Annotated in this window: 18 protein-coding genes; 4 read left to right on the top strand and 14 right to left on the bottom strand. The window is 71.2% G+C overall.

Annotated elements, in window-relative coordinates:
- Complete coding sequence (locus ACP4J0_RS15115) at nt 1-510, bottom strand: hypothetical protein (protein ID WP_426599186.1); 510 nt, start codon at nt 508-510, stop codon at nt 1-3.
- A gap of 244 nt (nt 511-754) precedes the next feature.
- Between ACP4J0_RS15115 and ACP4J0_RS15120 the strand changes: the two genes are divergently transcribed.
- Complete coding sequence (locus tag ACP4J0_RS15120) at nt 755-2,629, top strand: NAD-binding protein (RefSeq protein WP_426599301.1); 1,875 nt, start codon at nt 755-757, stop codon at nt 2,627-2,629.
- A 385-nt stretch (nt 2,630-3,014) separates the two neighbouring features.
- On the opposite strand, the gene ACP4J0_RS15125 is transcribed toward ACP4J0_RS15120, so the two are convergent.
- Nucleotides 3,015-4,868 (bottom strand): S9 family peptidase, encoded by a 1,854-nt coding sequence (locus ACP4J0_RS15125; RefSeq protein WP_426599187.1) that lies wholly within the window; start codon nt 4,866-4,868, stop codon nt 3,015-3,017.
- 142 nt (nt 4,869-5,010) lie between these two features.
- Between ACP4J0_RS15125 and ACP4J0_RS15130 the strand changes: the two genes are divergently transcribed.
- Nucleotides 5,011-5,850 (top strand): SURF1 family protein, encoded by an 840-nt coding sequence (locus tag ACP4J0_RS15130; protein WP_426599188.1) that lies wholly within the window; start codon nt 5,011-5,013, stop codon nt 5,848-5,850.
- A 201-nt stretch (nt 5,851-6,051) separates the two neighbouring features.
- Here ACP4J0_RS15130 and ACP4J0_RS15135 read toward each other — a convergent pair whose 3' ends face one another.
- The 8 genes from ACP4J0_RS15135 to ACP4J0_RS15170 all read right to left on the bottom strand — a co-directional run bounded on the left by ACP4J0_RS15135 (nt 6,052) and on the right by ACP4J0_RS15170 (nt 13,913).
- Nucleotides 6,052-7,122 carry a hypothetical protein gene (locus ACP4J0_RS15135; protein ID WP_426599189.1) on the bottom strand — a complete coding sequence of 357 codons (1,071 nt, stop codon included), beginning with the start codon at nt 7,120-7,122 and terminating at the stop codon, nt 6,052-6,054.
- A 233-nt stretch (nt 7,123-7,355) separates the two neighbouring features.
- Nucleotides 7,356-7,934, bottom strand: a complete 579-nt coding sequence (locus tag ACP4J0_RS15140) for a SigE family RNA polymerase sigma factor (protein ID WP_398133093.1) — start codon at nt 7,932-7,934, stop codon at nt 7,356-7,358.
- Nucleotides 7,935-8,507: 573 nt separating this feature from the next.
- Nucleotides 8,508-9,584 carry an aspartate-semialdehyde dehydrogenase gene (locus ACP4J0_RS15145; protein WP_426599190.1) on the bottom strand — a complete coding sequence of 359 codons (1,077 nt, stop codon included), beginning with the start codon at nt 9,582-9,584 and terminating at the stop codon, nt 8,508-8,510.
- Nucleotides 9,584-10,861: an aspartate kinase gene (locus ACP4J0_RS15150; RefSeq protein WP_426520809.1), complete on the bottom strand. Its 1,278-nt coding sequence runs from the start codon at nt 10,859-10,861 to the stop codon at nt 9,584-9,586. The genes ACP4J0_RS15145 and ACP4J0_RS15150 overlap by 1 nt, the downstream gene beginning before the upstream one ends.
- A 198-nt stretch (nt 10,862-11,059) precedes the next feature.
- The gene (locus tag ACP4J0_RS15155) at nt 11,060-11,542 is read right to left on the bottom strand and encodes a Uma2 family endonuclease (protein WP_426599191.1); all 483 of its coding nucleotides are present in this window, start codon (nt 11,540-11,542) and stop codon (nt 11,060-11,062) included.
- Between the two features lie 136 nt (nt 11,543-11,678).
- On the bottom strand, nt 11,679-12,650 hold the full coding sequence (locus tag ACP4J0_RS15160) for a hypothetical protein (RefSeq protein ID WP_426599192.1): 972 nt from the start codon (nt 12,648-12,650) through the stop codon (nt 11,679-11,681).
- Between the two features lie 284 nt (nt 12,651-12,934).
- Nucleotides 12,935-13,120 (bottom strand): DUF397 domain-containing protein, encoded by a 186-nt coding sequence (locus tag ACP4J0_RS15165; RefSeq protein ID WP_426599193.1) that lies wholly within the window; start codon nt 13,118-13,120, stop codon nt 12,935-12,937.
- On the bottom strand, nt 13,113-13,913 hold the full coding sequence (locus ACP4J0_RS15170) for a helix-turn-helix domain-containing protein (protein ID WP_426599194.1): 801 nt from the start codon (nt 13,911-13,913) through the stop codon (nt 13,113-13,115). Before ACP4J0_RS15170 ends, ACP4J0_RS15165 begins: the two co-directional genes overlap by 8 nt.
- Before the next feature lie 84 nt (nt 13,914-13,997).
- On the opposite strand from ACP4J0_RS15170, the gene ACP4J0_RS15175 reads away from it, so the two are divergent.
- Nucleotides 13,998-14,393, top strand: a complete 396-nt coding sequence (locus tag ACP4J0_RS15175; protein WP_426599195.1) for a hypothetical protein — start codon at nt 13,998-14,000, stop codon at nt 14,391-14,393.
- A 164-nt stretch (nt 14,394-14,557) separates the two neighbouring features.
- Here ACP4J0_RS15175 and ACP4J0_RS15180 read toward each other — a convergent pair whose 3' ends face one another.
- From ACP4J0_RS15180 to ACP4J0_RS15190, 3 genes are all read right to left on the bottom strand, one after another.
- Entirely contained in the window at nt 14,558-15,217 is a 660-nt protein-coding gene (locus ACP4J0_RS15180) for a DUF5063 domain-containing protein (RefSeq protein WP_426599196.1), read from the bottom strand.
- Nucleotides 15,210-15,809 carry a recombination mediator RecR gene (recR, locus tag ACP4J0_RS15185; RefSeq protein ID WP_007451877.1) on the bottom strand — a complete coding sequence of 200 codons (600 nt, stop codon included), beginning with the start codon at nt 15,807-15,809 and terminating at the stop codon, nt 15,210-15,212. Before recR ends, ACP4J0_RS15180 begins: the two co-directional genes overlap by 8 nt.
- Before the next feature lie 73 nt (nt 15,810-15,882).
- Nucleotides 15,883-16,227 carry a YbaB/EbfC family nucleoid-associated protein gene (locus ACP4J0_RS15190; protein ID WP_426599302.1) on the bottom strand — a complete coding sequence of 115 codons (345 nt, stop codon included), beginning with the start codon at nt 16,225-16,227 and terminating at the stop codon, nt 15,883-15,885.
- A 268-nt stretch (nt 16,228-16,495) separates the two neighbouring features.
- Here ACP4J0_RS15190 and ACP4J0_RS15195 point away from each other — a divergent pair, with 268 nt between their 5' ends.
- A complete protein-coding gene (locus ACP4J0_RS15195; protein ID WP_426599197.1) occupies nt 16,496-17,248 on the top strand; it encodes an SLATT domain-containing protein in 753 nt (250 codons plus the stop codon).
- A gap of 55 nt (nt 17,249-17,303) precedes the next feature.
- Here ACP4J0_RS15195 and ACP4J0_RS15200 read toward each other — a convergent pair whose 3' ends face one another.
- Nucleotides 17,304-18,236 carry a hypothetical protein gene (locus tag ACP4J0_RS15200; protein WP_426599198.1) on the bottom strand — a complete coding sequence of 311 codons (933 nt, stop codon included), beginning with the start codon at nt 18,234-18,236 and terminating at the stop codon, nt 17,304-17,306.
- Nucleotides 18,237-18,306 lie beyond the last annotated feature (70 nt).

Raw genomic sequence — 18,306 nt, forward strand, 5'->3', positions numbered from 1 at the left:
TCAGCGGTCCACCGGCCGCACCACGACCGACGTACCGGTCGGCACCGCCTCGACCCACACCTCGGCGCCGCGCGCCACCGGCTCCGCACTGCGCGCCGCGCACTTCAGCGGCTGGCCGGCGAGCCGGAGCAGCACCTCACCGAAACCGTCCGCGGGAATCGCGGTCACCACCTTGCCGGACGTGCCGAGCAGGTCGTCCGCACGGGGTGTGACAGCCGTCCGGTCGCGCATCAGCGCTCGGCTGAAACGGTACGTCAGCCAGCCGGCCCCCGCTCCGGCGACCGCGCCGGCCCCCGCGGCCCCCGCGGGGCCGGTCCAGCCGGTGCCGAGGGCGATGGCGCCGCCGAAACCGGTCATCGCCACGAACCCGGCGACGACCGGCAGCGACAGCCACCCCTCCAGGACGCCGTCCAACGCTGTGTCGAACGCGCCTTCCAGCAGTCCGTCGAAGACCAGCGACAGGGCGAGCAGCACGACCCCCGTGACACCCAGCCCGATAAACCAGGCCATCCGTGCCGTCCCCCTCTCGCCCGTCGCTGAGCTTCGGTGAAACGAATCGTCACACGCGCCGGAGGATCGCGTCATTGCCGTGTTCCGGCAATCTTTACGCCTCTTTTATGCCGCCCTTCGCTTCTCTCCCCTCTCCTCGGGGACTCCTGGAACCGCACCCGGAGCCGGTACTGTCCTCTTTCAAATGGGGACTCGAACGGGGAGCGTTCCGCACCAGGTTCCGCAGGGTGACGCGTACGCGCACATGGTGGTGTGCGGCGACGACGGACTGGCACACCGGCTGGCCGCCGAACTGCGTGGCGTGTACCGCGAACAGGTCACCCTCGTCGTCCCGCCCTCCGGGAGCCGGGTGCGGCAGCCGGTGGTCGGGCGGGCCCGCGCGGCCTCGGCGGCGCTGCGGGGCATGGTCAGCGCGGCCGTCAACCGGTCGGGCAACGCGGAACCGGGCAGCGGCGATCCGAACGGCACCGGCCGTGAACTGGAGGCCGCCGAGCCGACCGACGCCGTACTCGCGGAGGCCGGCGTGGACCGGGCCGCCGCGCTGGCCCTCGTGTACGACGACGACGAGACCAACATCCGCGCCGCCCTGACCGCCCGCCGCCTCAACCCTCGGCTGCGCCTGGTCCTGCGCCTGTACAACCGGCGCCTCGGCCGGCACATCGAGGAACTCCTCGACCAGAGCGCCGCGCTGGCGACTGGCGACGCTCGGGCGCCGGGACTCGACGGTGCCGGAACCTCCACGACCGTGCTGTCCGACGCCGACACGGCCGCACCCGCGCTGGCCGCGACCGCGCTCGTCGGCACCAGCAAGGTCGTCGAAGCGGACGGGCTGCTGCTGCGCGCGGTGGAACGGCAGCCGCCCCGTCCCGGCGAGGTGGCCGATCCGGGACTGTGCACCCTCGCGCTGCTCTCCGCGACGAGCAACGACCCGGCCGGCGCGGACGGTTCGGAGGGCAGCGGCGAGCAGGCGCCGCAACTGCTGCCCGACGCGGCGGCGGTGGAGGCGGCCACCGGGCGCGGCACCGTCGTCCTGGAGCAGGTCTCGTACTCCGGTCCCCCACTGCCCACCGCGCGTGCCGGTGTGCCCCCGTTCGGCGAGCTGTTCTCGCGGCGGCTGCGGTGGTCGCTGGCGGGCCTGGGGGCCTGCGTGGTCGCGCTCGCGGTGGCGCTGATGGTGGTCACCGGGGACCATCCGCTGCACGCCACGTACGTGACCCTGCTCGATCTCTTCTCCATCAACGAGCCCGCCCACAACAAGGATTCCGGGCGGCAGGTGCTCCAGCTGCTGTCCGGTTTCGTCGGACTGCTGTTGCTGCCGGTACTGCTGGCCGCCGTGCTCGAGGCCCTCGGTACCTTCCGCAGCGCCTCGACGGTGCGGAAGCCGCCGCGCGGGCTCGGCGGGCACGTCGTCCTGCTCGGTCTCGGCAAGATCGGCACCCGTGTGCTGACCCGGTTGCGGGAGATGGACATCCCCGTGGTGTGCGTCGAGGCCGACCCCGAGGCGCGGGGCATGGCGACCGCGCGGCGGCTGCGGGTGCCGGTGGTGCTCGGGGACGTCACCCAGGAGGGCGTCCTGGAGGCCGCGAAGATCCACCGCGCGCACTCCCTGCTCGCCCTGACCAGTGTGGACACGACCAACCTGGAAGCCGTGCTGTACGCCCGCTCCGTACGGTCCGGACTGCGGGTGGTGCTGCGCCTGTACGACGACGACTTCGCGACCGCCGTGTACCGCACCCTGCGGGCCGCGCACCCGGGCGCGCTCACCCGGAGCCGCAGTGTGACCCACCTGTCCGCGCCCGCGTTCGCCGGGGCGATGATGGGCCGCCAGATCCTCGGGGCGATCCCCGTCGAGCGGCGGGTGCTGCTGTTCGCGGCGGTGGAGGTGGCCGGGCATCCGCAGCTGGAGGGGAAGACGGTCGGTGAGGCGTTCCGCGCGGGGGCGTGGCGGGTGCTGGCGCTGGAGGTCTCCGGTGAGCGCGGGGCGGCGGACACGGGGCTGGTGTGGGAGCTGCCCGACACGTACGTGCTGCGGGCTGAGGACCGGGTGGTGCTGGCGGCCACACGGCAGGGGCTGGCGGAGCTGCTGGGGCGGCGGACACGGCAGCGGACGGACGTGTAGGAGCGCTGCCCCTTACGGGCGTAGGCCCCTTACGCTCCCGCCAGGGCTCCGTCCGGCTCCGCCCCCGGGAATCCGGGAGTTCAGATCCCCGAAACTCCCGAAACCTTCGAACCTCGGACCCACCAGCCCCTCCCGGACCCTCCCGGACCCACTGGAACCACCGGCCCACCGGACCCATCGGACCCATCGGGCCCACCAGGCCCACCGGACCCCCGGAATCACCGGCCCCCCGGAACCACCAGAACCACCGGAACCACCGGAACCACCAGAGGGTTCACCTCCCGACCCCCTGGGGACTCCACCCCCCGACCCCCCCGGCCCCTGTCCACCCACCCCACTCGGCCGGCCGGAAGGCCTCCACGGAGCGCCTCGGCCGGCCGAGCGGCTAGCTCTGGGGCAAGTGCCTCGCCGCGAAGTCCAGTTCCAGCCGGACCTGCTTGATCCGCTCGTCCACCACCAGTGACCCGTGCCCCGCGTCGTACCGGTACACCTCGTGGACCGCGTTCCTGGACTCCAGGCGCTTGACGTAGTTCTCGACCTGGCGGATCGGGCAGCGCGGGTCGTTGACCCCCGCCGAGATGTAGACCGGGGCCTTGACCTGGTCGACGTAGGTCAGCGGGGAGGATGCCTCGAAGCGGTCGGGGACCTCTTCGGGGGTGCCGCCGAGCAGGGTGCGGTCGAGGGCCTTCAGGCCCTCCATCTCGTCGTGGTACGCGGTGACGTAGTCGGCGACGGGGACGGCGGCGATGCCCAGCGTCCACGCCTCGGGCTGGGTGCCGATGCCGAGGAGGGTGAGGTAGCCGCCCCAGGAACCGCCGGTGAGGATCAGGCGGGCGGGGTCCGCGAGGCCGGAGGTGACCGCCCACTCGCGCACCGCCGCGATGTCCTCCAGCTCGATGAGACCCACCCGGTGCTTGAGGGCGTCGGTCCACGCGCGGCCGTACCCGGTGGAGCCGCGGTAGTTGACGCGGACCACCGCGTACCCGTGGTCGACCCAGGCAGCGGGGCCGGCGGCGAAGGAGTCGCTGTCGTGCCAGGTGGGGCCGCCGTGGATGTCGAAGACCGTCGGGAGCGGTCCGGTCGTGCCGGCGGGCTTCTGGACCAGGGCGTGGATGCGGCCGCCCGGCCCTTCCACCCACACGTCCTCCACCGGTACCGAGCCGGGCGACTTCATGCCGGGCGGGTCCAGGACGACCCGGCCGGTCGTCGAGCGCACCGCCGACGGCTCGGCGGCCGAGGACCACAGGTACTCCACGCTGCCGTCCGGGCGGGCCGTCGCCCCGGAGACGGTGCCGGCCGGGGTCTCGATCTCCACCAGCTCGCGTTCGGCCAGGTCGTAGCGGAACAGCTCGCTGCGGGCCTCGAAGCCGTGCACGATCAGCAGGCCGCTGCCGTCCGGGTACCACTCGGCGCTGACGTCACCGGGCAGCTCCAGGGCGAGGTCGGTCTGCTCGCCCGTCGCCACGTCCCACACCAGGGGCTCCCAGCGGCCCCGGCGCTGGTGGCCGATGAGCAGGCGGGTGTCACCGTCGACCGGTGCGAAGCCGAGCACCTCCAGGCCCAGCTCCTCCTCGCCGCCCTTCGTGTCGTCCAGCTCGGCGACCGTCGTGCCGTCGGGGCGCAGGACGCGCAGCGCCGAGTGCATGGCGTCGCCGTGCTCGGTGTGCTCGATCGCGATCAGCGTGCCGTCGTGGGAGAGGTCGCCGACGCCCGCGGACTCGCGGTGCCGGTAGATCTCCGCCGGGGGTCCGCCCGCGTACGCGAGGTGGATCGTCGTACCGTCCTCGTCGGTCGAGCGGCCGATCACCGCCGTACGCCCGTCCCGGCCGAGGGCGAGGCCCGCCGGGTAGGAGGGGTCGAGGCCCGGCACGGCGAGCTCGTCCTCGCCGCCCGGGAAGGGCTGCCGGCGCCAGACGCCGAACTCGTCGCCGTCCTTGTCGTCGAACCACCAGATCCAGTCGCCGTCCGGTGAGAGCACCCCGTCCGTCGTGCCGTTGGGCCGGTCCGTGACCTGGCGCTGCTCGCCGGTCGACCGGTCCCAGGCGTACAGCTCGTACGTCCCCGTCGCGTTCGACACGAACAGGGAGCGGTCCGGGGCGTCCTCGGCCCAGTCGGGCAGCGACACCCGGGGCGCCCGGAACCGCCTCTCCCAGTCGGGCATACGCTCGGTGCTCTCGTCCTGCCGGCCGTTCTGTCCCCGCCGCTGGTCCGACGACGCGGACCCGTTGCTCTCAGTCATGGCCCCATACTGCCCCGACCCGGTGACGACGTGCGGATCAGATCCCCAGCCTGTGGAAAACTTCGCCCACCCCAGCCCGCTCCGACGCTTTTCCACAGCCCCGCGGCCGGGTCGCGGGGCCACGCCCCGTACCGTGGGGGGCGTGTACCGGTTTCTGCTGACGCCCCGATGGTGGGGGATCAACGTCTTCGTCGTCCTGGCCATCCCCTTCTGCATCTTCATGGGTTCGTGGCAGCTCGGCCGGTTCGAGGACCGGGTGCAGGACCACGAGACCACGACCACCGAACAGGACCCGGCCCGCCGCGAGGCGGCCCGTCCGCTGGCGGAGATGCTGCCGGTGGACAAGGCGACGGTCGGCGAGCAGACCACCGTGCGCGGCCGGTACGCCGACCAGCTGCTCGTCCCGGAGCGGAAGCTGGACGACCGGGACGGCTTCTACGTCCTCACGCTGCTGCGCACCGACTCGGGTGAGGCGCTGCCGGTCGTGCGCGGCTGGCTGCCCGGCGAGCCCGACCCGGCGAAGGCCCCGGCCCCGCCCACCGGCGAGGTCACCGTCACCGGAGCGCTCCAGGCGGCCGAGTCGCCCGGCAGCAACGGCGTCAGCGGACGTTCCGGGTGGCCGGCCGGGCAGACCGGCGCGATCAGCGCGGCGACGCTGCTGAACCTCGTGCCGTACGACGTGTACGACGCGTGGGTCACGCTCAACGAGGGCGACTCCGGGATGCGGGCCGTACCCGTGACCGCGCCGCAGGGCACGGGGCTGGACCTGAAGGCGTTCCAGAACCTCGGCTACACCGCCGAGTGGTTCGCCTTCGTCGGCTTCGTGATCTTCATGTGGTTCCGGCTGCTGCGCCGCGAGGTCGAACTCGCCCGCGACGCGGAACTCGGCCTGACCCCGGAGGACGAGCCGAAGTCGAAGTCTGAGTCGGAGCCGAAGTCGGAGTCGGAGTCGGAGCCGCACCCCAGCCCGTCCGGCGTCTGACACCGGCCGCCGGCCGCCGGCCGCGCCGTGGAGCGCGGGCCCGGCGGCGCGGCCCGGGCCGGACCGGGAAGCGCGGGGCCCGACGGAGAAGCACAGGTCGGACCGTGGAACGTACGCCGGACCGTGGAACGTACGCCGGACCACGGAACACAGGCCCGGCAGTGCAGCCCAGGCCCAGCCGTGGGGGGCAGGCCGGGCGCCCTACGCCGTCCCCGCCAGCACGCCCGTCCAGTACACCGTTCCCGCACAGGCGTTGGACACGGTGGCCGTCGCCGAGCCCGAGCCGCCCTCCGGGGTGTACGTCACCGACACGCTTCCCTCGGCCGGGCCGTCCTCGGTGAGCAGCTGGGTCGTGGTGCCGGTGTCGTCGGCGCCGGTGGGGGTGCCGCCCGTGGCTGCCGTGGGCTGGGTGGGCGAGGGGTCGGCCGTGGGTCCGCCGGTGCCGCCTCCCGTGGTGCCGCCGGTGGTGGGACAGGTCTCCGAGGGCACCCAGGCGAACTGCACCTCGTACGCGGAGCCGGACGGCAGTGTCAGTGCGGCGTTCTCCAGGGACGGGTCGGGCAGTCCCGCCGCGGCGTCCCCCGCGACGTGCCGTGCCGTGCCGATGTCGGCGGCGTCCGCCGCGCCCTGCGGGGTGGCGACCACGTTGCCGGGGCCGGCGACGGTGCAGCCGTCCGCGGAGACGTTGGTGACGCGGAAGGAGCCGTAGACCACACCCGTCGAGTCGGGGGCGGCGCTGCTCGCGACGGCCGGGCCGAGCTGCTTCGCCGTGCACGCGGGGATGTCGGCGGCGGCGCTGGCGGAGGGGCCGGTGCCGGGGGCGGAGCCCGTCGCGGCACCGCTCTCCTTGTCCGTGGGCGTCTTCTCGGGGTCGCTCTCTTCCCTGCCCTCGGCCGTGCCCGCGGAGCCGGCGATGCCGCTCTGCCCGCCGGCCGGGTCCTTGCCCTGGGAGGTACCGCCCTGGGCCTGCGAGGCGTGTCCCGCGACGGACGGGTCTGCCCCCGGCCCGGTGGCGTTCGAGACGTGCACGAGGGCCGGGACCGCCGTGCCGATGAAGAGTGCGGCGGCCGCCATACCGACGACGGCCTGGCGCTTGCGGGCCCGCCGTGCGGGGACCGCGCGGCGCAGGTGGTCCAGGGTGCCGTCGCTCGGCTTCACGTCCTGGACGGCCTGGTGGAGCATTCTGCGCAGGGCCAGCTCGTCGGAGCCGAGCCCGTCGAGCCTGTCAGGCCCCTGAGTGTCGGGGCCCTGTTCGGCGGGGCCGTTGTTCACAGTTCCGTTCCCAGCGTGCGTGTACTTCGACGGTTCTTGCCCGGCGGGCCCGGTCGGCCCGGACGGTGGCCCGGCAGGTCCTGTCGGTGGCCCGGCAGGTCCGGACGGTGGCCCGGCAGGTCCGGACGGTGGCCCGGCGGGCCCGGACGGTGGCTCGGCAGGTCCGGTCGGTGCGGTCCCTTCCCGGGGCCCGTGCTCGTCGCGGGCGGCGCGCCGTTCGTCGTCGCCGTCGCTCATGCCGGTGCCTCCATGGCCACCCTGAGCGCCGCGATGCCGCGTGATCCGTACGCCTTGACCGAGCCCAGGGATATCCCGAGCGTCTCGGCGACCTGTGCCTCGGTCATGTCGGCGAAGTAGCGCAGGACGAGCACCTCGCGCTGGCGGCGCTGCAGTCCCTTCATCGCCTTGATCAGGGAGTCGCGCTCCAGCTGGTCGTAGGCGCCCTCCTCCGCGCTCGCCATGTCCGGCATGGGCTTGGAGAGCAGCTTGAGGCCGAGGATGCGGCGGCGCAACGCCGAGCGCGAGAGGTTGACGACGGTCTGACGCAGGTACGCCAGGGTCTTCTCCGGGTCACGGACGCGTTTGCGCGCCGAGTGGACTCGGATGAAGGCCTCCTGGACGACGTCCTCGCAGGAGGCGGTGTCGTCGAGGAGGAGCGCGGCGAGGCCGAGCAGCGACCGGTAGTGCGTCCGGTACGTCTCGGTGAGGTGGTCGACGGTGGTACCCGCCGCCACCGCGTCCCCGTCCGCGCCGTCGCGCTGGTTCGGAATGCGGGCCGGCCGCGCTGCGGGCATCGGCGCGATCACCGGCATGCCACCGGCCGGGCCGGCCACACGGGGACGGACGGGCCGGACGGGTGGCCGCACAGCGGGGCCACGCGTCGCCGCGGGGAAATCGAGTACCTCTGCCACGCCAGTTGGACACGCCCACCCCCATGAGGGTTGTACGTGCCGGGCGTCACGTTCCCGCGTCTGCCGGGCGGCCACCCGTCAGACGGTGCGTCATAGGCCCTCATCGTCCCGCTCTTCCCCTATGTCCCATGTGAACGAGCGTCCCCACGCCCGTTCTCGGCGTCCCCACGCCGACCACGCGGCACCGCGCCCTGAATGGGTGACCGCAAAGACGCTCCCCGCCCTTCGCACGGTTGCGGAGGGCGGGGAGCAAATCCTCTGACGCCACAGGTGCCGGGTACAAGTAGTCCGGACCGATTTCCGGATCACATCTCGTTCATGGATCCTACAAACGAAGTCCACAGCGGCCAGAGTTTTTCACCCTGCTTTTTTCCGACCCGGCGGTTTCCCAGCGCCGGTTTCCCAGCGCCGGTTTCCCAACGGCGGCTTCCCGTCCGGCGTTTCCCACCCGGCGCTCCACCGGCCGTCCTGTGGTCAGACGAACTCGGCCGCCACCAGCTCCGCGATCTGCGCGGTGTTCAGCGCGGCGCCCTTGCGCAGGTTGTCTCCGCAGACGAAGAGTTCGAGCGCCGTCGGGTCGTCCAGGGCCCGCCGCACCCGGCCGACCCAGGTCGGGTCGGTGCCGACCACGTCGGCGGGGGTGGGGAACTCCCCCGCGGCCGGGTTGTCGAAGAGGACGACCCCGGGCGCGGTGGCCAGGATCTCCCGGGCCTTGTCGACGGTGACCTCGCCCTCGAAACGGGCGTGCACGGTCAGGGAGTGAGTGGTGACCACCGGCACCCGTACGCACGTCACCGCGACGGGAAGGTTCGGCAGCCCGAGGATCTTGCGGGACTCGTCCCGCACCTTCATCTCCTCCGAGGACCAGCCGTCGTCCTTCAGCGAGCCGGCCCACGGTACGACGTTCAGCGCGACCGGTTCCGGGAACGGCCCGGTGTCGTCGCCGACGGCCCGCCGCACGTCACCGGGGCTGGTCCCCAGCTCGGTGCCGGCCACCAGGGACAGCTGCCGGCGCAGCGTCTCGACACCGTCCCGTCCGGCCCCGCTCACCGCCTGGTACGAGGAGACGACCAGCTCGCGCAGCCCGAACTCGGCGTGCAGCGCGCCCAGTGCCACGATCATGGACAGCGTCGTGCAGTTGGGGTTGGCGACGATGCCGCGCGGCCGCATCCGCACCGCGTGCGGATTGACCTCGGGCACGACGAGCGGCACGTCCGGGTCCATCCGGAACGCGCCGGAGTTGTCGACCACCACCGCGCCCTTGGCGGCGGCGACCGGCGCCCACTGCGCGGCGACCTCGTCGGGTACGTCGAACATGGCGACGTCGACCCCGTCGAAGGCATCCTCGGTGAGCGCCACCACCTCGACCTCCTCCCCGCGCACGGCCAGCTTGCGGCCGGCGGAGCGCGGGGAGGCGATCAGGCGGATGTCGCCCCAGACGTCCGCGTGCTGGGACAGGATCTGGAGCATGACCGCACCGACGGCGCCGGTCGCTCCGACGACGGCCAGGGTCGGCCGCCCGGTGCGCCCGGCACCCGCGATGTCGGCCATCAGCGCCCGGTGCCTCCGTAGACCACGGCCTCGTCGCTGTCGGAGTCCAGTCCGAAGGCGGTGTGCACGGCGCGGACGGCCTCGTTCACGTCGTCCTTGCGGGTGACGACCGAGATGCGGATCTCGGAGGTCGAGATGAGCTCGATGTTCACCCCGGCCTCGGAGAGCGCGGTGAAGAAGTCGGCGGTGACGCCCGGGTTGCTCTTCATGCCCGCGCCGACCAGGGAGATCTTGCCGATCTGGTCGTCGTAGCGGAGCGAGTCGAAGCCGATGCCGGAGCGGTTCTTCTCCAGCGCGTCGATGGCCTTGCGGCCCTCGGCCTTGGGCAGGGTGAAGGAGATGTCGGTGAGGCCGGTGGAGGCCGCGGACACGTTCTGCACGACCATGTCGATGTTGACCTGGGCGTCGGCGATCGCCCGGAAGATCGCGGCGGCCTCGCCCGGCTTGTCCGGGACACCGACGACGGTGACCTTGGCCTCGGAGGTGTCGTGCGCGACACCGGAGATCATGGCCTGCTCCACGTGCTTTTCCCCTTGCTTGATCGGCTCGCTGCTGACCCATGTGCCCTGCAGTCCGCTGAAGCTGGACCGGACGTGGATCGGGATGTTGTACCGGCGGGCGTACTCCACACAGCGGTGGAGGAGCACCTTGGAACCGGAGGCCGCGAGCTCCAGCATGTCCTCGAAGGAGATCCAGTCGATCTTCTTCGCCTTCTTCACCACGCGCGGGTCGGCGGTGAACACGCCGTCGACGTCGGTGTAGATCTCACAGACGTCCGCGTCGAGCGCGGCGGCGAGGGCGACGGCGGTGGTGTCGGACCCGCCGCGCCCCAGCGTGGTGATGTCCTTGCTGTCCTGGCTGACGCCCTGGAAGCCGGCCACGATGGCGACGTTGCCCTCGTCCACCGAGGTGCGGATGCGGCCCGGCGTCACGTCGATGATCCGGGCTTTGTTGTGGACCGAGTCGGTGATGACTCCGGCCTGGCTGCCGGTGAACGACTGGGCCTCGTGGCCCAGGTTTTTGATCGCCATGGCCAGCAGCGCCATGGAGATACGCTCTCCGGCGGTCAGCAGCATGTCGAGTTCGCGCCCGGCAGGGATCGGGGATACCTGCTCGGCGAGATCGATCAGCTCGTCCGTCGTGTCGCCCATCGCGGAAACTACGGCGACCACCTGGTTGCCGTTCTTCTTCGCTTCCACGATCCGCTTGGCGACGCGCTTGATGCCCTCGGCATCGGCTACGGAGGAGCCTCCGTACTTCTGCACGACAAGGCCCACGTGCGCTCCTCGCTCAATCCGTCTCTTTCCGCACGTACGTATATGTACTGCGGTCGGCTCATTTTACCGAGCGTCCGGATTTCCCCCCTGCGGTATCGCATGGTGAGACTCCCGGGCCCGTCCAGGCAGGCTCATGCCCAGGAGGACGCGGGTCACTCGGGAAAGTGCGGTGTGTCACACGTTCACAAGCGGAGCGGCTCAGTCAGCCAGCTCTTTGAGGAGTTCGGTGTCGAGGGTGATGTTGACGGGGGCGGGGAGCGTCACGGTCGCGCCGAAGGGCAGCTTCTCCGCGTGCCTGTAGCGGCCGCCTTCCGGTTGGTCGAACACGACGACCGAGCAGTCGTCCCGATCGACCAGCAGGTACACGGGGATGCCTGCGGCGGCGTAACCCTCGGGCTGGTCGACCCGGTCACACTGGTTGGTATCGGAGTCATACGACGTGATCTCGACGGCCATCAGCACCGTCTCGGGATCCGACCACTCCCCGTGCCCGATGAGCCCGCCTTTCGGCACCAGAACCGCGTCCGCGCGAGCGCGTCCTCTCCGGTAGGTCTCCGTCTTGAGTCCCCGCTCCGGATGCAGCCGAAGATCGGGCCGCAGGCTCATGCAGCGTTCCAGCAGCCACATGTAGATTTCACTGTGATTGCCGTCGGGCACCGGCTTGACCTTGACCTTCAACACACGAATTCCAGCCACACGCTTTCTGGAGCATGGCGTTCGAGCTCCTCGACGGACATCTGCGGCCGGTGTTCGGTCAAGGGGGTCATGGCGTCGCCTCCTCGACACCACGGTGTCCTGACCGGCACCTCCTGCACGCTCACAGCGCCCTCTCCGTCCTCGGCCGCAGGCCGGCCGCCGCGCGTACCTCCGCCGCGCGGCGGGGGACGTCCACCCACTCGTACACGGCGTGGGCGTCGGGGGCGGCCAGGAAGGTGTCCGGCACGTATCCGGCGTCCAGCTGCCCGGCCTCCTCGGCGGCCACGGCCGCCTCGAACTCGGCGCGGCAGTCGGGGCACATGCCGCCCTTGATCGTCGTCGTCAGCTCGTCGGCGTCGCAGGACATGCAACAGATGACCGCGCGGGTCACGCGGGCCCGGCGCGGGGCGGCCTTCTGGCGGATCTTCGCCTTCTTCGGGGGCATCTTGCTCTCCAGTCGGTTGCGGGCGAGACCGCCCGGGTTGTTCACGGTCGCGGGAAGGCCCTCGGTCACCGCGCGGGTGATGTCCTGGGGCGTCGCCCCACGCGACAGCCACTCCCCCGCCAGTGAGGCCAGGGACCGGCAGTCGGATTCGGACAGGGACATGCGGGGGTCCGCCTCGCGGATTCCGGCGAGGGTGAGGTACGAGGTTTTCGCCTCGGACTGCGGCTCGGTCTCCGGTTCGGGCAGCTCGGGCTCGTCGGTGCGGGCCAGTCCGGGCCGGTGGCCGGCGGGCACGATCCGGCCGTCCCGCTCGCGCGCGAACTCCTCCCACCAGGCTTCCGACCTGCGGGTACGGGACCAGTACGTCCGCGTGACCCATCGCATGGTGTGGTCCTCGACGGTGATGTGTTCCCTGATCCAGCGCAGGTGGCCGGCCTCGGCGAGGCGGTTGAGGGACGTACGCACCGCCTGCTGGCCGTAGCGGGGGTGGTGTGCCGCGAGGGCCTTGTGGCCCATCGCGTGGCCGTCGTCGAGGTGGTCGACGAAGACGGCGATCTCCGCCTCACGCGGGCTCAGGTGTGCGAAGTCCGGGTCCGCGTGCGGGTCTTCGTCACCTGCGGGGCGTTTCCCGTAGCCCGGATTGGCCATGGGGTGGGACGGGGAGGGCAGGGCGGGACTAGGGTTGGCGCAAGCCACCATCGAAATGTTCCTTCGATGCGTCGGTCAGGCCCCGGAGTTGGTGTTGCCAGCACCGCCGGGGCCGACACATGTGCGGTCGTTTGCCGCGAACCTAGGGCGGCCTCACGCAACGACGCAAGCCGATCACGGAACGTCACTCTTACGAGGTACGGCGGCTCAACTCACGTTCAGACTTGGTTGGTTGGGTATTTCAAACAAACCAAAAACCAAGAAAAGAGCTCGGGTCCCGGGGCTCAAGCTCCGGGCTGAACTGCGGCGACGAAGGCCGCCCAGGCGGGGGCGGAGACGTGGAGTTCGGGACCGGTCGGCGCCGCCTTGGAGTCGCGGATCCGAAGGGTGGGAGAGAACGTGACTTCGAGGCAGTTGGCGCCTTCGGGATCGCTGTAGCTGGACTTGAACCACGCCGGCTGGTCAACCATGGTGATCATTAGCCATCCGCTCGATGAAGTGGGCCGACTCAGCGGGGCTGAGGGCCTGGGCGCGAATCAGGGTAAGTCGCTCGGTCACACGCCGGACAATGGCCGAATCAGCCGTCAGGTCACTGATGAACACGCACTCGGTGTAGACGGATCGCTCGTGATCGCTGGTCTCCAGCACCACCATGGGCCCCATGAGCGCGCTGGGGATGGACCGTTCGAAGGGCAGCACCTGCAAGACGACATTGCGCAGCTCCGACGCCTTCACCAGATGACGGAGCTGTTCGCTGTCCACCAACGGAGAGCGCAGAGCCGCCTCATAGACGACGAAGGCGAAGGCCACCGGCACCTTGCGGTCCGTGAGCATCGCCTGCCGCTCCAGCCTGCCCGTGATCCGGTGCTCCAGCGTCTGTTCTTCCAAGGGCGGCACGTAGCCCTCGATCAGGGCGCGCGCGTATCCCCCTGTCTGCAACAGCCCGGGGATCAACGCGACCTCGTAGGACCAGTAGCTGATGGCTTCTCGCTCGCGCTCCATGAAGTTCTGCGCTCGCTTGGGGAACTTTTCCCGCTGCAAGTAGTCCTTCGCGGCGCTCAGCAACCCCTCCGCCCCACACAACTCATCCGCCACGTCGAGCACACGCGGCGTCGGCATGCGTACGCCCTGCTCCATCGACTTGATCGTGTCCGGCGAGTAGTTGGCCGCCTCGGCCAGCTGTTCCCTGCTCACGTTGGCCTTCGTGCGCCAGCGCTTCATCTGGTTGCCGCTGAAGCGCCACATGACCGGCGAATGGGACACAGCACGCACCTCCGACCGATACACCCCGGCGTGTATCACCTCAGTCGCTACCGAGCGTAGCGTCGTGTGCGCCAGCGTGTGACCATGACGGAAACACTGCACCGCCCCTCCTGGGTCCCGGCCGCCGGACACCAGCTGCATCTCGCCGGCGTGCACTTCGACGCCGTACGGGTCGACGGCATCCGTGGGGAGCTGGTCGCCGACTGGCTCGTCGAGGTGACGGACGAGGACGCCGGGCCCATCGTGTGCGAGGGGAGCGGTGGGCGGTGGGTGTACTTCCTGCTGGCGCCCGGGGAGGTCGCGGCGCACGACTGGCCGCGTGGGGTCCAGCGGTTGGGCGGGGCGCGGACCGTCACCTACGTCGGCATCCCGGCGCTGGAGGGCAACACGTGGCCGCTGCGCTGGTACAGCGGGCCGACGGCGACCGCGCCGTACGTGTGCGCGGCGAAACTCCTTGCGGGACTGGGCACCGGCGTGTGAGAAGCCACCCCTCCCCCTCCCCGCAGTACCCCCACCCAAAAAGCGTGAACGATTCGACCCGAATGTCCTCGCAGCACTCATTTGAGCGCCCCAAGGACATTTCCCGCCATCAGTTCACGCTTTTCCGCACACCACCTACCCCCAGCCCCCGGAACGGGACCGCGTCACCTGACCGGGCGCAGACCCAGCGGGCCCGCGATCTCCTCCACCATGACCCTGCCGGCCTCCGTCTCCAGGGTGTCGTCGCCGAGGTCCTGGTCGGTGTCGAGGCCGTCCAGTTCCTCCAGGGGCTGGTTCAGGCGGACGTGGGCGACGACCGACTGGAGGGCGCGCAGGGTCGCGGAGGCCGTGGAACCCCAGTTGGAGAAGTAGGAGAACTGCCACCACCACAGGGCCTCCGTGGTGCGGCCCGCCTTGTAGTGGACCATGCCGTGGCGCAGGTCGGTGATGACGTCGGTGAGGTCGTCGGAGATCCGGGCCGGGACCCGCGCCTTGCTCGGCTCGTACGGGTCGAAGACCTCGGAGTAGACGTCGATCGGTTCGAGGATGCGGGCGAGGTTCTCGCGCAGGTCGTCCACGTCCAGCTCGGGGCCCGGGTCGGGCTCGTAGCGCTCGTCAGGGACGATGTCCTCGTGGGCGCCCAGCCGGCCGCCGGCCAGCATGAGCTGGGAGACCTCCAGGAGGAGGAAGGGGACCGCCGAGTCCGGTTCGTCGCCCTTGGCGACCTCGGTGACGGCGACCAGGAAGCTCTCGATCTGGTCCGCGATCGATACGGCGAAGTCGTCGGGGTTCTGGTTGGTCGCGTGCAGAGTGGCGTCAGACATCTAGGAGTCGTCTCCCCTCGAAGGCGCGGCCGAGGGTCACCTCGTCCGCGTATTCCAGGTCGCCGCCCACCGGGAGGCCGCTGGCCAGGCGGGTGACCTTGAGGCCCATGGGCTTGATCATGCGGGCGAGGTACGTGGCCGTGGCCTCGCCCTCCAGATTCGGGTCCGTGGCCAAAATCAGTTCCGTAACCGTGCCGTCCGCGAGGCGGGCGAGCAGTTCACGGATACGGAGATCGTCAGGGCCGACTCCGTCGATCGGGCTGATCGCGCCGCCGAGCACGTGGTAGCGCCCGCGGAACTCGCGGGTGCGCTCGATGGCCACGACGTCCTTCGGCTCCTCCACCACGCAGATGACGGAAGGATCACGCCGGGTGTCGCGACAGATGTTGCACTGCTCCTCCTGCGCGACGTTTCCGCAGGTCGCGCAGAAGCGGACCTTGGCCTTCACCTCCATGAGGGCCTGGGCGAGCCGCCGTACGTCGGTCGGTTCCGCCTGGAGGATGTGGAAGGCGATCCGCTGCGCGCTCTTGGGCCCGACGCCGGGCAGCCGCCCGAGTTCGTCGATGAGGTCCTGGACCACGCCTTCGTACAACGGACTGCCGTCCTTCCTGAGGTTCCTGCACTACGTACGGTAGAGGGCTTCGGCCGGTCTGAGAAAGGCGGACTCAGAAAGGCAGGCCGGGGATGCCACTGCCGCCGCCCATGCCCTGGGCGAGCGGACCCAGCTTCTGCTGCTGGAGGGCCTGCGCGTTCTCGTTGGCCGCCTGGACCGCGGCGACGACCAGGTCGGCGAGGGTCTCGGTGTCCTCCGGGTCCACCGCCTTCGGGTCGATCCGCAGGGCGCGCAGCTCGCCGGAGCCGGTGACCGTCGCCTTCACCAGACCGCCGCCCGCCTGACCGTCGACCTCGGTCCTCGCCAGCTCCTCCTGGGCCCGGGCGAGATCCTGCTGCATCTTCTGGGCCTGCTGAAGCAGCTGCTGCATGTTGGGCTGGCCACCACCGGGGATCACGTTCAGCTCCTGTCGCCGCTGTCGCCGCGGGGTCACCGCGGGATTTTTGCCGTTCGGCACGAGCCTACGTGGTCCGCGCGGCCCCCGCTCCAGCACTCTTTCGAGTGACGCCGAGGGCCGTCCCATATCTGATTAACACCCTCTTCCGGGCGGAAAAGCGGCCGAACCCGGGTCTTCGCCACCCATTGGGCGGTAGGAAGGGTTCCGCGCATGAGGTCTTCAGGGCGTCTTCAGGTCTTCACGGACGGTGAGCAGTAGGGAGTGCCGGGTGGGTCAGCCGGGGATGCAGCCCGAGGGACCGCCGCAGGACGGGCGGGGTGGAGAGGGGGCGGCCGGACCGCGACCGGGCGACCTGACCGGGCGGGCGTTCCCGCTCGGGGACTGGGCGCTGCCCGCGGAACGGCTGGACGAGCTGTACCGGTGGGTGGAGCGGGGCGCGCTGGACACGGCGGCCTGGTACCTGGCGGACCGGGTGTGGAAGCGGCGCAGCGCCGTCGCGCTGCGGGCCGGGGCCGCGGCCGGGGCTCTCGCCGGGGCGGCGCTGCCGCTGCTGGACATGTCCGGGACGGTGGGCAGGGGCGCGCCCTGGGGGTATCTGGCCCTGCTGGTCGCGGTGGCGTGCGTGGCCGCGGACCGGTACTTCGGGATCACGTCCGGGTGGATGCGGGACGTGGCCACGGCGCAGGCGGTGCAGCGGCGGCTTCAGGTGCTCCAGTTCGACTGGGCGTCGGAGAGCGTGCGGGAGGTGCTGGGCCCGGCGGACGGCACGGCGAGTGAGGCGGCCGAGCGGTGCCTGCTGGTGCTGCGGCGGTTCTCCGAGGACGTGACGGAGCTGGTGCGGACGGAGACAGCGGACTGGATGGTGGACTTCCGGACCGGGGCCGCACCGCTGGGACCGCAGGCGGAAGCCTCCGCGGGGGGACGCCCGGAGGCCGGGGCAGGAGGGCCGGGACGGTTCTCGGTGTCGTCGAACGGGCCCCGGCCGAACATGCCCCGGCAGCGGCCTCCGGAGCCCCGGTGACAGGCGCCGCGGCGAGAGCGGGGTGCGGCCGGCGCCCTCAGGGATCTGCTGCTGGTCAGGCACGCTGCCGGATGTCGGAGGAGGTCCAGCCCCGGTAGGGCTGGAGCGCCTCGTCCGCCAGCCCCTGCGTGATGACGTTCTGGGTCGCCAGGTTCTTCACCGCCTCCTGGATGGACGCGGTGATGGGCGTCCCCTCGGGCATCGACTTGCCGTCCGCGATGATGCTCGGGTCGAAGTGCTCCTGGATGGTGGAGTTCTCGTTGGTGTGGCCCGCTCGCAGGTTCCTGCCGTTGTTCGAGGTGGCACCGACGAGGTCCCGGAAGTCGCCGTTGCCTCCGGCGAAGGCGTCGAATTTGACCATGATGCCCGGGACCTTGGCGGACGGGGCGCACGCGGTGACGAACTTCTCCACCGCTGTCCTGATCCTCAACGCCTGCGGTCCGTTCTGGCCGGCGTTGTTCAGGGACTGGGCAGCCGCCTCGAGGATGTGCCCGACGTAGTGGTCCGAGAGCCGGTGGTTGCGTGAGATGCCGATGGGATTGGGGCCCGGGGTGGAGCCGGTGCGCTTCCCGTTGTCCCAGTTGGTCTTGAGAGCGACGTCCCACGAGTTGTCACCCGCGAGGTCCTTGTTGCGCTGCCGCGCTCGCGGCGAGGACGGGCGGTCGGCGACTCCCTGATAGCTCAGCATCTCGTCGGTGGCCGCGTTGGAGATGTTCGGGCGCTTGTAGGACTGCATGTGCGGTCCCGCCGTCACCCGCTGCACGGGAAGTCCCGCGGAGGAACCGGACGCCTGCCCGTGGTGGCCGGGACCGTGGGCGTGCCGCTGCTGCCCGATCACGCGGGAGGCCGCCGCGTTGCCGGCGCTGCGCTGCAGCATCCGCAGCGCCTCGGGGGTGTGTGTGCCGGCGGCGACGGCGGACGGGACGCGGTCGCGCGTGGCGGCGGCCTTCCGCTGTTCCTCTCCCGGCTTCCGGTCCCGTGCGTGCATCCGCGATCCTCCCTCGGTGGACCGTCCAGTCTCGATCAGCCGCGACACACGGTGCAAGGTCCTCAGGGGC

It is taken from the genome of Streptomyces sp. WG7 (assembly GCF_049975785.1).
In the GTDB taxonomy this organism is placed as follows: Bacteria; Actinomycetota; Actinomycetes; order Streptomycetales; family Streptomycetaceae; genus Streptomyces.

Excerpts from the sequence above, each read along its gene's own strand:
- ACP4J0_RS15115 (WP_426599186.1), bottom strand. The coding sequence starts at position 510 with ATGGCCTGGTTTATCGGGCTGGGTGTCACGGGGGTCGTGCTGCTCGCC.
- ACP4J0_RS15120 (WP_426599301.1), top strand. The coding sequence starts at position 755 with ATGGTGGTGTGCGGCGACGACGGACTGGCACACCGGCTGGCCGCCGAA.
- ACP4J0_RS15125 (WP_426599187.1), bottom strand. The coding sequence starts at position 4,868 with ATGACTGAGAGCAACGGGTCCGCGTCGTCGGACCAGCGGCGGGGACAG.
- ACP4J0_RS15140 (WP_398133093.1), bottom strand. The coding sequence starts at position 7,934 with ATGCCGGTGATCGCGCCGATGCCCGCAGCGCGGCCGGCCCGCATTCCG.
- ACP4J0_RS15145 (WP_426599190.1), bottom strand. The coding sequence starts at position 9,584 with ATGGCCGACATCGCGGGTGCCGGGCGCACCGGGCGGCCGACCCTGGCC.
- ACP4J0_RS15160 (WP_426599192.1), bottom strand. The coding sequence starts at position 12,650 with ATGGCCAATCCGGGCTACGGGAAACGCCCCGCAGGTGACGAAGACCCG.
- ACP4J0_RS15165 (WP_426599193.1), bottom strand. The coding sequence starts at position 13,120 with ATGGTTGACCAGCCGGCGTGGTTCAAGTCCAGCTACAGCGATCCCGAA.
- ACP4J0_RS15175 (WP_426599195.1), top strand. The coding sequence starts at position 13,998 with ATGACGGAAACACTGCACCGCCCCTCCTGGGTCCCGGCCGCCGGACAC.
- ACP4J0_RS15180 (WP_426599196.1), bottom strand. The coding sequence starts at position 15,217 with ATGTCTGACGCCACTCTGCACGCGACCAACCAGAACCCCGACGACTTC.
- ACP4J0_RS15200 (WP_426599198.1), bottom strand. The coding sequence starts at position 18,236 with ATGCACGCACGGGACCGGAAGCCGGGAGAGGAACAGCGGAAGGCCGCC.